General features: G+C 57.0%; 10 protein-coding genes and 1 pseudogene. 4 read left to right on the top strand and 7 right to left on the bottom strand.

What is annotated here, in order from left to right; translation table 11 throughout:
- Positions 1-22: 22 nt before the first annotated feature.
- From OO258_RS27565 to pyk, 7 genes and pseudogenes are all read right to left on the bottom strand, one after another.
- Complete coding sequence (locus OO258_RS27565; RefSeq protein ID WP_416309186.1) at positions 23-661, bottom strand: methyl-accepting chemotaxis protein; 639 nt, start codon at positions 659-661, stop codon at positions 23-25.
- Between the two features lie 471 nt (positions 662-1,132).
- Positions 1,133-2,050: pseudogene (locus OO258_RS27560) on the bottom strand (cache domain-containing protein); the annotation flags it as partial.
- A 192-nt stretch (positions 2,051-2,242) separates the two neighbouring features.
- Positions 2,243-3,766 carry a 2,3-bisphosphoglycerate-independent phosphoglycerate mutase gene (gene gpmI / locus OO258_RS03560; protein ID WP_266028873.1) on the bottom strand — a complete coding sequence of 508 codons (1,524 nt, stop codon included), beginning with the start codon at positions 3,764-3,766 and terminating at the stop codon, positions 2,243-2,245.
- A 13-nt stretch (positions 3,767-3,779) separates the two neighbouring features.
- Positions 3,780-5,402 (bottom strand): NADP-dependent glyceraldehyde-3-phosphate dehydrogenase, encoded by a 1,623-nt coding sequence (locus OO258_RS03555; RefSeq protein ID WP_266028872.1) that lies wholly within the window; start codon positions 5,400-5,402, stop codon positions 3,780-3,782.
- 70 nt (positions 5,403-5,472) lie between these two features.
- Positions 5,473-6,228, bottom strand: coding sequence for a triose-phosphate isomerase (gene tpiA, locus OO258_RS03550; protein WP_266028871.1), 756 nt, complete (start codon positions 6,226-6,228; stop codon positions 5,473-5,475).
- A gap of 14 nt (positions 6,229-6,242) precedes the next feature.
- Positions 6,243-7,712, bottom strand: a complete 1,470-nt coding sequence (gene eno, locus OO258_RS03545) for a phosphopyruvate hydratase (protein WP_416309181.1) — start codon at positions 7,710-7,712, stop codon at positions 6,243-6,245.
- Positions 7,713-7,724: 12 nt separating this feature from the next.
- Complete coding sequence (gene pyk / locus OO258_RS03540) at positions 7,725-9,173, bottom strand: pyruvate kinase (protein WP_266028941.1); 1,449 nt, start codon at positions 9,171-9,173, stop codon at positions 7,725-7,727.
- A 611-nt stretch (positions 9,174-9,784) separates the two neighbouring features.
- Between pyk and OO258_RS03535 the strand changes: the two genes are divergently transcribed.
- From OO258_RS03535 to OO258_RS03520, 4 genes are all read left to right on the top strand, one after another.
- Positions 9,785-11,188 (top strand): NAD(P)/FAD-dependent oxidoreductase, encoded by a 1,404-nt coding sequence (locus OO258_RS03535; RefSeq protein WP_266028870.1) that lies wholly within the window; start codon positions 9,785-9,787, stop codon positions 11,186-11,188.
- Entirely contained in the window at positions 11,175-12,413 is a 1,239-nt protein-coding gene (locus tag OO258_RS03530; protein ID WP_266028869.1) for an NAD(P)/FAD-dependent oxidoreductase, read from the top strand. Before OO258_RS03535 ends, OO258_RS03530 begins: the two co-directional genes overlap by 14 nt.
- 27 nt (positions 12,414-12,440) lie before the next feature.
- Positions 12,441-13,856: a glycerol kinase gene (locus OO258_RS03525; protein ID WP_266028868.1), complete on the top strand. Its 1,416-nt coding sequence runs from the start codon at positions 12,441-12,443 to the stop codon at positions 13,854-13,856.
- A 229-nt stretch (positions 13,857-14,085) separates the two neighbouring features.
- The gene (locus tag OO258_RS03520) at positions 14,086-15,549 is read left to right on the top strand and encodes an amino acid permease (RefSeq protein WP_266028867.1); all 1,464 of its coding nucleotides are present in this window, start codon (positions 14,086-14,088) and stop codon (positions 15,547-15,549) included.
- The last annotated feature ends 50 nt before the right edge of the window (positions 15,550-15,599 follow it).

Here is a 15,599-nt window from a genome sequence, read left to right as displayed (position 1 = left end):
GCTGTTGGCGCCCCCTACATCCTTACTGCTTGCTCACATTAGCTAGACGCCGAGCAAGCCCTTGCATCGTATGGCTTAAACTACGCAACGTTGCGGCATCATGAGCACCTTTTTCACTGGATGAATGGATGCGCACAGCAAGTTCGTTAATTTCTTGTGTGACATGACTCTGCTCGTGTGCGGCAACTGCGATTTGCTGTGCTCGATCGACAATTTCAACGAAACCTGAAATTGCGACCTCGATCGATTGATTAACATTCTCGGACTGATCGCATGCCTGCCGGGTACTGAGTTCACCTGCCACCATCGTCGTTACAGCATTGGAGGAAGCCTGCCTAAGCGCACCGATCATATCTTGAATCTTATTCGCTGACGATTGCGTACGACCTGCCAGCGTTCGAACCTCATCTGCAACAACCGCGAAACCACGGCCTTGTTCACCCGCTCTGGCTGCCTCTATTGCAGCATTCAACGCCAATAAATTGGTTTGGTCAGATATAGATTTAATCACAGCCAGCACCCCGCTGACGTTTTCGATATCGTTTCCCAGCTGGGAGATGGCAGACGCAACGTGGGAAACATCCAAACTTAACGAAAGAATAGTCTCCCCATTCTGCTGCACCTGGAATTGGCTGGTACGGGCACTGCCTAGGGAATTCATAGCTGTCTCGGAGCAGTCGCTTGTGTTTTTAGCAACCTCATAGGCACTCGCAGCCATCTCGGTTACAGCAGTCGCAAGGAGCGCATTATCTTGTCGTTGCTGATCAGCCCTGTCGGCCATGGCAGCGGCTAGTTCTGCAACGGTATCAGCGTGATGCTCTAGCGCCACTGACTCTTGGCCAATGGTATTGAGCATTCCTTGCAAGCGTCCGGCGTACGCGTTGACAGCCTTGCGCAAAAGGCCAATCTCATCATCGCGGTTGATTTTGAGCCCCCCTACATCGCTTTGCGCGCCCAATCTATTGATCTGCTCGGTTGTTTCGCCAATCAATTTTAATAGCGCACGGCCCGCCACCCAGGCAACGCCAAACAGCACGATGAGCAATGGGATCAAAATCACCAGCATCTCGGTTCTGAGCGCACTCGCAATAGCCGTCATTGTGCTCGAAGGCGTGACCAACCCAACAATCCAGCCTGAACCAGGGACTGTTTCCATGCTCACGTATGCGGGTGAGTCAAATGAGGTGTCATGATCAATGTAGAGCGTTTTGGAAGCGTTGCCTTTTTCTTCGCTGCTACGGATAAAATCAGCGAACCAAGGATAGAACTGTAGAGCGGTGGAAGCCGTTGCTGCTTGAACGCCTGGCTCTACTTTCGGTAGGAACAGGACATTACCAGATTGATCGATTGCGAAAGCATACCCGCCAGTAACACTACCATTAGCCTTCAGAAAGTCCGCTATTCCACTGAGCGTCATATCGATCGTCGCGACACCAGAGAACGCCCCCTCCCGTTCGTACTGCACGGAGCAAGTCGTCATCAGAACTTTACTGACGGGATCCAGGTAGGCGTCCGACCACGCACATTTTCCAGGCTGTCCACTCTGCCCCTGCTTATACCAATCAGACGCTTGATAGGATGTTCCCGGAAGATTGTTGTCAGCGGAGAATTCAAGCGACCCTTGATTCGTCCTTGACCAGTACAAGCTATCGAGTTCCGTGCCCGGCGTAAAGGCTCCGGGCGCTGGCCATAACCCTCCCCCTGCTATCGCCTGATTACCTTCGCTATCAATAATTTTAGCTAGCGTAGGCTTCACCAGCTCATGGCTCAATGGTAGTGTTGCACCGACGTTTGCTAGTGCGACAGTACGCCCCTCGACCTCTGCAAGTCTGGCACTCAGTTGTCGAGATAACGCGAGCACGGATTGCTGGGAGGCGTTGACTTGAGAAGCGATAAGCTTCGGCTCCCCACGGAAGACGATCACCGCACAGATGACTAGCGCAATAAGCGTAACAATAAGAATCAAGGCAAGTGAGAATCGCGCAGCTATTGTTTTAGGCACAACCAGCCCGTCCTGGATTAGATATTTAAATGCAACAGCCGTAGGCATCGATACGCGCCAACCATCGTGAAATGCACGCCACATGCAAACTTACTGTTTATGGTTTTGTATTTTTGAGCATGGCGAATTGATTGATCACAGCGATGCAATTTATTCAGCCGGGGCCTTGATCTGTAGTTAGGGGTACTTCCACGGCAGCGCATGGGTGCTTAGCACCCATGCGTTCTCTCCGGGCAAGCGTCACCTGGAAATCAAATTATTTCCACTCATCTCCACTGGCACAGAAAGCTCTAAAATCCCCAAGATGGTAGGCGCCAAGTCGCATAAGCGGCCCTGATTCAAAGCCACACCAATCGCCTCGTTCGCCACATAGATCAACGGCACCGGGTTGGTAGTATGCGCGGTGTGGGCTTGCCTGGACTCAGGGTCAACCATCTGCTCAACGTTGCCGTGGTCAGCGGTGATCAGGCAGTGGCCACCGCTCTGCAAGGTTGCCGCTACCACCCTGGCCAAGCATTGATCGAGAGTCTCCACCGCTTTAACTGCCGCCTCGAATGATCCCGTATGCCCCACCATGTCGCCGTTGGCGTAGTTACAGACGATCAAATCGGTCTCACCGCTCAGGATCTCTTCCTCCAAGCGATCGGTAAGCTCGAAGGCGCTCATCTCAGGCTGCAGCTCATACGAAGCAACCAGAGGTGACTGAATCAGTATCCGCCGCTCACCAGCAAAGGGCTCTTCCCGGCCACCGTTGAAGAAGAATGTCACGTGAGCATATTTTTCGGTTTCTGCGATCCGCAGTTGGGTCTTACCCAGATTTGCCAGGTATTCACCCAAGCTATTCGAGATGGCTTCAGGCGGGAAAGCGCATGGCCCATCCAGATCATCGGCGTATCGGGTCAGCGTCAGCAAACGCTCTTTGGCTATTACCCCACACCGAGAGAACGCGTCGAAGGCAGGGGAAATCAACGCCTCACACAACTGCCGCGCACGGTCAGGACGGAAGTTCATGAAGATGATCGAGTCATCCGCACCGATCGGCTCAGCCGCTCCGATCACCGTGGCCTGGACGAACTCATCGGACTCCCCTCGCTCATAGGCAGCCTGTAGAGCATCACCGGCGGATAAAGCATGGTGTGCTGCTTCGCCTTGCATGATCAGGCGGTACGCCGACTCAACACGGTTCCAACGTTTGTCTCGATCCAATGCGAAGTAACGGCCAATGACGGTTGCGATCCGACCACACTGCTGCTGAGCAAGTGCATCTTCCAGTGCTGATATCGAGTCAGCTGCGCTCCTCGGTGGTGTGTCACGACCGTCAAGGAATGCGTGTACGTAGACCCGCTCGACGCCCTCCCCGGCCAGGATCTGACAGCCAGCAATGATCTGGTCGATGTGGCTGTGAACGCCGCCAGGCGAAAGCAGGCCCATCACATGGATAGCGCCGCCACGGGCTTTGGTGCCGTTCACCATCTCCATCAGGGCAGGATTGCTGGCAAAGGAGCCATCCTCGATGGCTTTGTTGATGCGGGTGAAGTTCTGATAAACGATCCGGCCCGCGCCGAGGTTCATGTGCCCGACCTCGGAGTTGCCCATCTGGCCATCAGGCAGGCCCACCGCTAAGCCCGAGGTCGCAATAAGGCTATGAGGGTATCGCTCGAACAACCCGTCTAACGTGGGCGTGCGGGCAGCGGCAAAGGCATTCGCTTCTACCTCCGCCCGCACACCGACCCCATCGAGGATGATCAGTGTGCAGGTAGCCATTTCAGGTACTCACTCAGAAGATGTAATCAGTGGTGAGGAAGCTCGACTCGCGGTTGCGAATGATGTCACTCACCAGCTCTTTGTTTTGCTCGTTGAACTTGGTGGCCACCAAGGTACGGATCGAGAACACCCGGAGCGCGTCGTGCACAGAGAGCGTCCCTTCGGCGGAGTTCTTGCGCCCGTTGAAGGGGTACGAATCCGGGCCACGCTGGCACTGGGTATTCAGGTTGATCCGCCCTACCTGGTTGGCGAAGACATCGACGAGGCGCCCAACCTGGTTGCGGTTGGTGCCAAAAATACTCAACTGCTGCCCGAAATCGGAATCCAGTACGTAGTCGATGACTGTCTGCAGATCGCGATACGGCACAACCGGTACCAACGGGCCGAACTGCTCTTCCTGGTAGATGCGCATATCAGCTGCGACCGGGTACAGGACTGCTGGGAAGAAGAACGAACCACGGGCTTCACCCCCACCCTGGTTGACGACGCGAGCCCCCTTCTCCAGGGCATCAGCGACCAAGTCATTGAGGAAATCGACCTTCCCCGGCTCTGGCAGCGGCGTCAAGGCAACGCCTGGTTCCCACGGCATACCGGGCTTGAGCGAGGCCAGCTTGTGGTGGAATTTCTCAAGGAACTGCTCGACCACATCCTCATGTACGAAGAGGATTTTCAGGGCGGTGCAGCGCTGGCCGTTGAAGGAGAGAGATCCGGTGACGGCTTCGTTGACCGCATTGTCCAAATCCACTTCGGGCAGGACGATTCCAGGGTTTTTCGCATCCAATCCCAAAGCAGCTCGCAGGCGGTGCGGGCGCGGGTGCAGTTTCTTCAACGCACTTGCGCCCTTGTTGGTACCAATGAATGCGAAGATGTCCACCTTCCCACTGGCCATCAGGGCGCTCACGGTCTCGCGACCACTGCCGTAGATCACGTTGATGACGCCAGCAGGGAAACTGTCGCGGAAGGCCTCCAGTAGCGGACGAATCAGCAAGACGCCGAACTTGGCAGGCTTGAAGACCACAGTGTTGCCCATGATCAGCGCAGGGATCAGTGTGGTGAAGGTTTCGTTCAGTGGGTAGTTGTATGGCCCCATGCAGAGGGTCACGCCCAGCGGTACACGGCGAATCTGGCCCAGAGTGTCCTGCTCCAGTTCGAAACGGCTTGAGCGACGATCGAGGTCTTTCAGGGCGTTGATGGTGTCAACGATATAGTCGCACGTGCGGTCGAACTCCTTCTCGGAGTCCTTGAGGTTTTTGCCGATCTCCCACATCAGCAACTTCACCACAGCAGTACGCTGCTCTCGCATACGAGCCAAGAACGCTTCAACGTGACGAATACGCTCGGCCACCCGCATAGTAGGCCATTCACCTTGACCGTTGTCGTAGGCTTTTACCGCTGCATCCAACGCGACCAGCGCAGCATCAGCATCCATCTCCGGGAAGCTTCCCAACACAACCTGTTGATCACCGTCAGGGGTGGAAAGATAAACAGGGCTGGTGACTTTGAGCAGGCTACCGCCCCAGCGCAGAAGCTGGCCGCCTACCAGATACTCGCGCTGCTCGACGGGCTCTCCCAGTCGATACGCTTCAGGGATCTCATTTACGGAAGGGAAGAGGTTGGCTAAGCGGTTACTGGTCATTTCGAGTTCTCTTGGAATAGTCTGAATGTTGGCGGGCCGGCACGCAGCCCGCTTCATGCGATCAAAGTTGTCAGGACTGGCCCGCCTTGCAGATGGACAGGAACGACAGTGCGTCCAGCGACGCGCCCCCTACCAGGCCACCATCGATGTCGGGTTGGCTGAACAACTCAGCGGCGTTGTCGCCTTTGACGCTGCCGCCGTAGAGGATGCGAGTTGTCCGCGCGACTTCTGGACTGATCTCGGCGATGTAGCGGCGAATGTGTTGATGTACCTCTTGCGCCTGCAGAGGGGTCGCGGTCTCCCCCGTCCCGATAGCCCAGACAGGCTCATAGGCGATGACACCCTTGCCCAGCTCCTCCACGCCCACGGCGTCCAGCACAGCCAGGAGCTGGTCATTTATGACGTTCAGGGTCTCCCCATCACGGCGCTGATCCAGCGTCTCGCCGACACACAAGACGGGAGTCAGCCCTCCGCTCAGGGCGGCCTTGAATTTGGCCGCCACCAACTCATTGGTTTCGCCGTTCAGGCTGCGACGCTCAGAGTGGCCGACCAGGACGTAGTGACACCCAACGTCCCGTAGCATTGAGCCCGAGATCTCACCGGTGAAAGCCCCTTGCTCTGACTCACTCAGGTTCTGTGCGCCCAAATGGATCGGTGAATGGATGACCAAACCCGCCAATTGCTCCAGATAGATAGCTGGTGGGCAGATGGCGACGTCAACGTTCTCCAGCTGATCCAGAGGTGCTAGAAATTTGGACAAGAACTCGGCATTGCTCCTTCGGGAGCCATTCATTTTCCAGTTGCCGATAACGAGCTTGTTTGCCATGTTCATCCGCCCCTTCACGATCTGCGGGAAAGAAGCGCTTCGGCGCTGTAAGGCGCACGCGCTTCAAGTGCTTCCTCGATGCGCAGGAGGCGGTTGTACTTGCCAACCCGGTCAGAGCGGCAGAGAGAACCTGTTTTGATCTGGCCTGCGCCAGTAGCAACAGCGAGGTCGGCGATGGTGGTGTCTTCGGTTTCGCCGGAACGGTGAGAAATCACCGCTGTGTAGCCTGCTTTCTGCGCCATACGAATGGCGTCGAAGGTTTCGCTCAGGCTGCCGATCTGGTTGAACTTGATCAGGATCGAGTTGGCGATGCCTTGTTGGATACCTTCGTGCAGAATCCGGGTATTGGTGACGAACAGATCATCGCCGACCAACTGAACCTTCTGGCCCAGTCGCTTGGTCAGGTGCGCCCACCCTTCCCAATCACTTTCGTCCATTCCATCTTCGATGGAGATGATCGGATACGCGTCGCACAAGCCAGCCAGATATTCAGCAAACTCAATCGACGAGAACGACTTGCCTTCGCCGGCCAATACGTAGCGCCCATCTTTGTAGAACTCTGAAGCTGCACAATCCAGGGCGAGGGTAATGTCTTTACCCAGCTCATAGCCCGAGCGGGACACGGCTTCCTTGATAACCACCAGCGCTTCTTCGTTAGACCCCAGGGACGGTGCAAAACCGCCCTCATCACCCACGGCGGTGCTCAGGCCGCGCTCACTCAGCACCTTCTTCAAGCAGTGGAACACTTCAGCCCCCATGCGCAAGGCTTCTCGGAAGCTTGTCGCACTCACCGGCTGAATCATGAACTCCTGGATGTCGATGTTGTTGTCAGCGTGCTCACCGCCGTTGATGATATTCATCATTGGAACAGGCATGGCCAAGCGCGGTTCAGCGCTGTACAACGAAGCCAGGTGCTCGTAGAGAGGGACGTTGAGAGATGCCGCAGCAGCTTTCGCCGTTGCCAGGGAGACCGCCAAAATCGAATTGGCACCCAGGATCGATTTCGCATCAGTGCCGTCCAGGGTGATCATTGCCTGATCGATCACCCGTTGGTTCAAAGCGTCGAGCCCCACAATCCGTTCGCGAATTGGATTGTTCACATTCTCCACGGCACGCATCACGCCCTTACCCTGGTAGCGCCAGGAGCCATCACGTAGCTCCAGAGCCTCACGGGATCCTGTCGACGCGCCGGAAGGAACACTCGCCTCCCCCACCACGCCACACTCCAAGGTGACGACGGCTTCAACGGTAGGGTTGCCACGAGAGTCCAGGATTTCGCGGGCGAATACATTTTGGATCAGGGTGTTCTTTTTCACAGGCGGTACCAACGGAGCTTTGTAGGTTGCGGTTTCAGAATCCAGGGTTAGCAGTTCCTGCTGCTCTGCCACTTGCACACGAAAGTCAAAATCACGCGGCCACTCAACAGCGCCTCGTAAATCCTGCTCATCCTGTTGCACAACGGCACTGCTAATCAGGTCGGTCATGGGGCACTCCTCTCAGTTGATGCGATCACCGACACGCACAATGCGCAGGGTATTGGTGCCGCCTTGCGCGTTGAGGTAGCTGCCTTTGGTGATGAGCACGTGATCACCTTCGGTGACTACACCTCGGCTCACCAGTTCATCGATGGCACGCTGGTTAACTTCATCGGTAGGAAGGGTGTCTGCATCGAACGGGACAGTGCTGACGCCACGGAAAAGCGCTACTCGATTCTGGGTGCGCGCATTGCGCGAGAACGCGAAAATGGGCAGGTGAGAGCGAATTCTCGACATGAGTCGCGGGGTATCGCCGGACTCGGTCATGCAGATGATTGCCTTCACGCCATCCAGATGGTTGGCGGCATACATGGCAGACATCGCGATCGACTCATCAATGCGATAGAAGACCTCGTTCATCCGATGCTTGGAGCGGTGAGCCAGAGGATGCTTTTCCGCACCCAGAATGACGCGGCACATGGCCTCGATGGTTTCGATGGGATAGGCGCCCGCTGCTGTTTCGGCTGAGAGCATCACTGCATCGGTGCCATCCAAAACGGCATTCGCGACGTCGAACACTTCTGCACGCGTAGGCAGAGACTGGGTGATCATCGTCTCCATCATCTGGGTTGCCGTGATCACCACACGGTTCAGCGTCCTGGCACGATCGATGATCAGCTTCTGAACAGCGACCAGCTCGGCGTCTCCGATCTCGACTCCAAGGTCACCACGCGCGACCATGACGCCATCGCAAGCCTCGATGATTGCATCCAGAATGGCAGTGTCTTGAACGGTTTCAGCGCGCTCGATTTTCGCTACCAAACCAGCCTGGCCTCCCGCCTCCAGCATCAGCTTGCGCGCCAGGTGCATGTCATCGGCGTCACGCGGGAACGACACGGCCAGGTAGTCAGCTTGCATGAGCGCTGCCGTCTTGATGTCCTCGCGATCCTTTTCGGTGAGGGCCGCAGCCGAAAGACCACCGCCTTTGCGGTTGATGCCCTTGTTGTTCGACAGAGGGCCACCCACCACAACGGTGCAGATCAACGAGCTCTCTCGTACTTCCTGCACCTCAAGCTCGATTCGACCATCATCCAGAAGCAAGATGTCGTGAGGACGGCTGTCGGTGATCAACGCCTTGTAGTCGATACCCACCTGGGTCGCATCACCTTCGTCCCGACCCAACCGGGCATCGAGCGTGAAGGTTTGCCCCTTGGCGAGTACGACCTTGGTGTCGGCGAACCGGGCGATCCGGATCTTGGGGCCTTGAAGGTCGGCCAGGACGGCGACGAAGCGGCCATGTTTCGCCGCCAGAGAGCGCACCAGTGAAGCGCGGCTCATATGGTCTTGCGCAGACCCGTGGGAGAAGTTGAGGCGAACGACATCGACACCGGCCTTGATCAGGCCTTCGATCATTTCAGGCGTATTAGTGGCAGGGCCGAGTGTGGCGACTATTTTGGTTCTGCGTTGCATAGCAGTGACATCTCGTTCAATGGGCACAGCCCAGGCTGGTGGGTGGTGAAACGCCGCACCATTTGTGCCGATGTCACTTTTTGCTGTGGGAATTACAAGCAAAAACACTATTTCAGTCATTATTCAGACATTTTTTTGACTGAACCTTTGTTTTATCGCGCGCACTGGATGTGGACCATGAATTCGAACTTCCACACGTCAAGCGCCTTAAAAGGCACCTGAAAGGGGTAAATCCTCTGGATTATCAGGAGCACAGGGTGTGTATCCGTAACACTTCAAGTTGAAATGTGTAGCACGGTATCAATCAGAGCATGTATGACCGAAGCCACATTTTAATGACCGTTTTTGAAGAATGCCCGATTAGATAGCACGCAATCCAAATCGGGCACCCTGCTCAACAACACCTGACCTAAGCGCAGTTGTCCCCGAAAGGCCGCAAAGCCCCATATAGAAGATGCCTCTATGAAACAGCGATGGATCTTCAGATAACAGAGACCGGGGCAATAACGACCGAATGGTCTTAATAATCGGTCAAAAAACCAACCATTCAGTCAGTGGCATGTGGGATGCACCCTCTTTGGCATAGCTGATTTATCCCAACAGGCAATAACATGACGAAACCATTACCTAATCACACCGATGTCTTCGACGTCGTCGTTGTCGGCGGCGGCGTTGTGGGATGCGCGATGGTGAGGCGTTTCACCTTGGAAGGTGCCAAGGTGCTTCTGCTGGAGAAGAGCTCCGACATTCTGTCGGGCGCCAGTAAAGGCAACAGCGCAATCCTCCATACCGGTTTCGACGCTCCTCGCGATAGCCTCGAACTGCGCTGCATGCAGGATGGTTACCAAGAGTACCTGGACATCCACTCCAAGATGAACCTTCCGCTGCTCAAGTCGGGCGCGATGGTAGTTGCCTGGAGTGAAGAGGATCTGGCGAAACTGCAGGGCATCGTTCAGCAGGCGCATGACAATGGCGTAGCTGACGTGCGGATCATTGACCGTGCACGAGTACGCGCTCTCGAACCTCACCTTGCAAACCATGCACTCGGCGCCGCTGAGGTGCCAGGCGAGTTCTTGATCGACCCTTGGTCTGCCCCGTTGGGCTACCTTCAGCAAGCCATGCTGCTGGGCGCCAAAACCCAGTTCAATGCCGAAGTCCTGGGTGGCCAGTTCGACGGTGAATTGTGGCGACTGCAGACCTCACAAGGGCCTTTCCAGACCCGCACCCTGATCAACTGTGCCGGGTTGTTTGGGGACATCCTTGAGCAGAATCTGCTGGGTGAATCCAGCTTCTCAATTCACCCCCGCAAGGGCCAGTTCGTGGTGTTCGACAAAGCAGCGTCGCGCTACCTCACGAACATCGTGCTGCCCGTGCCGAATGAGCGTACCAAAGGTATCGTGCTCACCAAGACCGTGTACGGCAACCTACTGGTAGGCCCCACCGCCGAAGAGCAGGATGATCGCATTCATGCTCGCCTTGACAGTGAAATTCTCGGCCAACTGGTAGAAGCAGCAGTAGAACGTATTCCAGCACTGGAAGGCATGCCAGTGACCGCGACGTACGCGGCCTTACGCCCTGCTTCTGAGAAAAAGGAGTACCGGGTACGCAAGGTGGAAGGCAAGAACTGGATCACCGTAGGTGGTATCCGCTCGACCGGTCTGACGGCAGCGCTCGGTATCGCCAAGCATGTCTTCAGCCTGTACGACTTCAAACACGAAGCACCTGCTAGCCTCTTGTGGCCCTCAATGCCAAACCTCGCCGAGCACCTCCCTCGTGACTACCAGAACCCCGGTTACGAAGAGATTGTGTGCCACTGCGAAATGGTCACGCTGCGAGAAATCAAAGCAGCCTTGAGCAGCCCTCTACCGCCCGGAGATATCGGCGGGCTCAAACGCCGAACCCGTGCGTGCATGGGACGCTGCCAGGGATTCTATTGTGGAGCGAGGGTCGCGGATCTGAGCGCTGGCCACCTCGCCATTCCTCTTGCTACAGGTGTTTGCCATGAGTCCCACTAACATCGAGAACGTCGACGTCGCCATCATTGGTGGTGGCCCGTCGGGACTTTCTGCAGCCATCGAACTGCGCAAGCAGGGCATCGGTAAGGTTGTAGTGATCGAGCGGGAGCCGGAAGCTGGTGGCATTCCTCGTCATTGTGGTCACCCGCCTTTCGGGTTCTGGGAGTACGGTCGTATCTACAGCGGGCCAGACTACGCCAAGCGCAACGTCAGCGAGGCCAGGAAAGCTGGCGTGGACATTCGCGTGCTGCACTCCGTGACCCGTCTCGGTGCTGATGGCCAACTGGACGTTGTAAGCCCTGCAGGGGCTATGCAGCTCCAGGCAAAACGAGTGCTCATCGCCACCGGTGCACGTGAGACACCACGCTCCGCGCGCCTGGTTGGAGGCGACCGGCCACTGGGCGTCATCAATACCGGTGCCTTCCAGTCCTACATTTACCTTGAGCACTTGAAGCCGTTCGAGCGCCCGCTGATTGTGGGTACCGAGTTGGTCAGCTTGTCCTCGGTGCTCAGCTGCCGAAAAGCGGGTATCAAGCCTGTGGCCATGATCGAGGCGAACCGCCGCGCAACTGCGCGGTGGCCGCTCTCGCTGTTCCCACGCCTGTGCGGTGTACCTATGCACTTTGGCGCGCAGCTTCAGGAAATTCACGGGACTGGCCGAGTCGAGGGCGCGAGCGTGAAGTTGGCAGATGGATCGATCCGCGAGTTTGAATGCGACGGCGTGCTGCTGACCGGGCGCTTTGTTCCTGAGTCCAGCCTGGTAAGGCTGAGTGAGCTCAAGCTTGACCTGAAAAGCGGTGGCCCGGCCATTGATCAATACGGCAGGTGCTCCGATCCAGCCTACTTCGCTGCTGGCAACCTGTTGCGCCCTATTGAGACCGCAGGCTGGTCATACCGTGAAGGTCGCAAGATCGCTTCTCTGATCGTCCGCGACCTGCGTGGAGAGTTGCCGGCCCCGGGCCAAGACATCGAGATCCTCTGCAAAGGCCAACTCAAACTTTGTGTCCCACAGCGCCTCACCCTGTCACCAGTGGAAGGCATGAAGAACCTGCAGATGCGAGTTAACCGCGCAGCACGTGGCCGCCTGCTGATAACCGCCGACGGTAAAGAGCTTTGGTCGCGTACCACGTCTGCTCTACCAGAGCGCCGAATTCTCGTCCCGATTGCATCGTTGAATGTACCGAAGGGCGTGCAGCAGATTGAAGTCGACTTTGTCGGCGAGTAAGAAGATAGCCGAGGAGACAACAAAAACATGCGTATCGCCGCGCTCGATCAAGGTACCACCAGCACCCGTGTCCTGGTCGTCACTCAGAATGGCTCCGCCGACATCCAGCAATCGCTTCGGCACCAACAACATCACCCGCATCCTGGCTGGGTAGAGCACGATCCAATCGAGCTCTTGAACAACCTCCAAAGCTGCCTGGAAGCAACGGGCAAAGTCGATGCCATCGGGATCGCAAACCAAGGCGAAAGCTGCCTGGCATGGGATGCGAAAACCGGTGAGCCGCTCTCACCCGTGATCGTCTGGCAAGATAACCGCACCGCTCCCGAAATCAGCCGTCTGCGCGCTACGGGTGCTGAGGCGCTGACCCTGGAGCGAGCTGGTCTTGCCCTTGACCCGTACTTCTCAGCAAGCAAATTGGCCTGGATTGTCCAGAACCTGCCCGCCGCCCAGCGTGCGCTGAAGGCAGGACGACTTCGCTTGGGCACCACCGACGCCTACTTTCTGGATAGGCTCACCGGTGTGTTTGCTACTGACGTCACAACAGCGTCGCGCACCTCGCTGATGAACCTGGCCACCGGGCAGTGGGATACCGAACTGTGCGAACTGTTCGGCGTGCCGATGGAGGCACTCCCCGAGATCCGCGACACCGTTGGGTTCTTCGGTGAAATCGGCGTTACCCCGGTCACCGCTTCGATCGTCGATCAGCAGGCCTCTTTGTATGGCCACGGCTGCCGTGCCGGCGGAGACGCAAAGATCACCTACGGTACAGGCGCCTTCGCCCTGACCGTCACGGGTGATCAGATCATCCGGGCCCCCGAAAAGGGCTTGCTTGCCACTATCGCCTGGCAAATTGCGGGCAAACCTACCTATGCCATGGACGGGGGTGTTTATGATGCCAGTGCCGCCGTGGAATGGGCGGGTCGACTCGGCCTCTTCAGTGATTTTTCGGAGCTCGCAGCCTTCAGTGAGCCCCCTGCAATTTCGCGCCGGCTTGCCTTCGTGCCAGCCCTCTCGGGCCTTGCTTGTCCGCACTGGGATCGCAGCGCTGCTGCCCTGTGGGTCGGCATGAGCGGCGGCACCACCCGCCAGGACATGTGCCAGGCACTTCTCGAAGGCGTCGCACTGCGCAGCGTCGAAGTGATTTCGGCCATGGACGGTTTCCTCAACGTAACCGACCAACTGTCCATCGATGGTGGCCTTGCACGCAGTCCGTATTTCGCGCAGTTCCTGGCCGATGCACTGCAGCGCTGCATCGTGACCCAGCGATTCGACGAACTGACCTCGTTCGGTTGCGCAGCCCTGGCGGCTAAAGGCATCGGTATTGAGCTCAAGCCTCCACGCAACACCAGCACCAAGTTCCGGCCACGCATCAGCGCGACCGAAGCCCAACAGTGGCGCGAGACCTTCTCCGATGCCGTAAAACGGTGCACAAGCTGGAGGTAAATCAGGCCGGGTAATCAGTGGTCACTCAGGGCAAAGTTTTCAAACTTTGCCCTGTGGTCACCAGCACCTTGGAGACATGCATTTTTGCCCGTTCCAGAAGAGGAAAAAGCACAAAACCACATCATTAAAGTCCATGGCATACCGCGTGCGTCGATAACAATAACTCACCCTGACGATCATGATCGGGACGAGTCTGCTTGATAGTGAACACACTTCAGGAGACATCCATATGTCAGAGAATACTCGGGCTCAGCTGAACGACGGCCCACCCGCCGAAGAGCAATACACGGCACAGTTCGAAAGAACGCTGGGCAAGTTCGAATCCTTCGCTGTCGCCTTCTCCTTCATCTCCATCACCACAGGCCTGTTCTCGACCTATGGCAGTATGCTGACTTCCAGCGGGCCCATTGGCATCTGGACGTGGCCGGTCGTCACCCTGGGCACCATTCTCGTTGCACTTGTGTTTGGGTTGCTGGCGAGCAAAATCCCACTATCCGGATTCAGCTACCAGTGGGCCAGCCGCTTGGTGAATCCGGTGCTGGGATGGTGGTTCGGCTGGGCAAGCTTCGCCTTCCTCTCCATCGTCACCGTGGCAGTAGACTATGGTCTAGCCCAGGTCGCACTGTTCCCCCTACTCGGATGGGAGTACAGCGCCTCTGCCGGCGCACTGACCACCCTCATCCTGATCCTGGTACAGACAGCTCTCATTATCTGGTCGACGCCGATTCTGACCAAAATCAACAATCTCGCCGTCGGCGCCGAAGTTGTCGCGGTGTTCGGACTCATCATTGCCATCGGCGCCGCCGTAGCGTTCTTCGGCAAAGGAAACACGTCCAACTTGCTGTCCACGGGTATTGTCCACAGTGACAACTACTACGGCTGGCTTGGCCCTTTCATGCTCTCGGGCCTGCTCGGTGCATTTACGCTGGTGGGCTGGGAATCGGCTGCCAACCTGGCTGAAGAAACGCACAATCCCAAACAGGTGGTACCCAAGGCGATGGTCAACGCCGTAGTCGTCAGTGGCGTGCTCGGAACGCTGTTCCTGATCGTCGTCAGCCTGGGCCTTGGCGACAACGTAGCCGAACTCACTCGAAGCTCAGCACCTGTAGCAGACGTCATTCGGATGACCCTGGGTGAAACCTTCAGCAAGGTGGTGTTGGTGGTGGTTTGCGTGGCCATCTTCGCCTGCGGTCTTGTGATCATGACCAGCAACAGCCGGCTCATCCATGCCATGGCCCGGGATGGCCGCCTACCCTTCTCTGAAAAACTGTCGATCGTGCCGAGGCCAACAGGCGGCCCATTGTGGGCAACGCTTCTGGCGTGTGTCGTATCGGTTGGCATCGTGCTGAGCTTCTACCGCTCACCTGACGCACTCACCCAATTGCTGGGGGCCGCGACACTGTTCCCGGCGCTGCTCTACAGCGGGACCGTGATGCTGTACATCTTCACCCGTCACAAGCATATCCATCATCCCGACGACTTCACCCTCGGCAAATGGGAATGGCCTGTGGTGGTCGGCGCAAGCGTATGGCTCTTCGTAGAGATGTGCGTCTTCATCATCCCAAATGATTTCCGCGTAGCACAGATGTACGTTCTGGCGTCCCTACTGGTGGGGGTCGTCGTGTTCGCGGCAGTATGGTTGTGCCGTAGAAAACAGCTGGAACGCATGCCCCCATTGGGCACCTATCTGTAACCTCGATCGGCTGGAGTGGCCCCTTGCCTGAGTGGGCCACTTGGTCATTC

Source organism: Pseudomonas sp. DCB_BI (genome assembly GCF_026240995.1).
Taxonomy (GTDB): domain Bacteria; phylum Pseudomonadota; class Gammaproteobacteria; order Pseudomonadales; family Pseudomonadaceae; genus Aquipseudomonas.
This window is presented reverse-complemented; position numbering and strand designations above follow the sequence as displayed.

What these genes read in the sequence shown, in the direction of transcription:
- OO258_RS27565 (WP_416309186.1), bottom strand. Translation starts at nt 661, where the DNA reads ATGAATTCCCTAGGCAGTGCCCGTACCAGCCAATTCCAGGTGCAGCAG.
- gpmI (WP_266028873.1), bottom strand. Translation starts at nt 3,766, where the DNA reads ATGGCTACCTGCACACTGATCATCCTCGATGGGGTCGGTGTGCGGGCG.
- OO258_RS03555 (WP_266028872.1), bottom strand. Translation starts at nt 5,402, where the DNA reads ATGACCAGTAACCGCTTAGCCAACCTCTTCCCTTCCGTAAATGAGATC.
- tpiA (WP_266028871.1), bottom strand. Translation starts at nt 6,228, where the DNA reads ATGGCAAACAAGCTCGTTATCGGCAACTGGAAAATGAATGGCTCCCGA.
- eno (WP_416309181.1), bottom strand. Translation starts at nt 7,712, where the DNA reads ATGACCGACCTGATTAGCAGTGCCGTTGTGCAACAGGATGAGCAGGAT.
- pyk (WP_266028941.1), bottom strand. Translation starts at nt 9,173, where the DNA reads ATGCAACGCAGAACCAAAATAGTCGCCACACTCGGCCCTGCCACTAAT.
- OO258_RS03535 (WP_266028870.1), top strand. Translation starts at nt 9,785, where the DNA reads ATGACGAAACCATTACCTAATCACACCGATGTCTTCGACGTCGTCGTT.
- OO258_RS03530 (WP_266028869.1), top strand. Translation starts at nt 11,175, where the DNA reads ATGAGTCCCACTAACATCGAGAACGTCGACGTCGCCATCATTGGTGGT.
- OO258_RS03525 (WP_266028868.1), top strand. Translation starts at nt 12,441, where the DNA reads ATGCGTATCGCCGCGCTCGATCAAGGTACCACCAGCACCCGTGTCCTG.
- OO258_RS03520 (WP_266028867.1), top strand. Translation starts at nt 14,086, where the DNA reads ATGTCAGAGAATACTCGGGCTCAGCTGAACGACGGCCCACCCGCCGAA.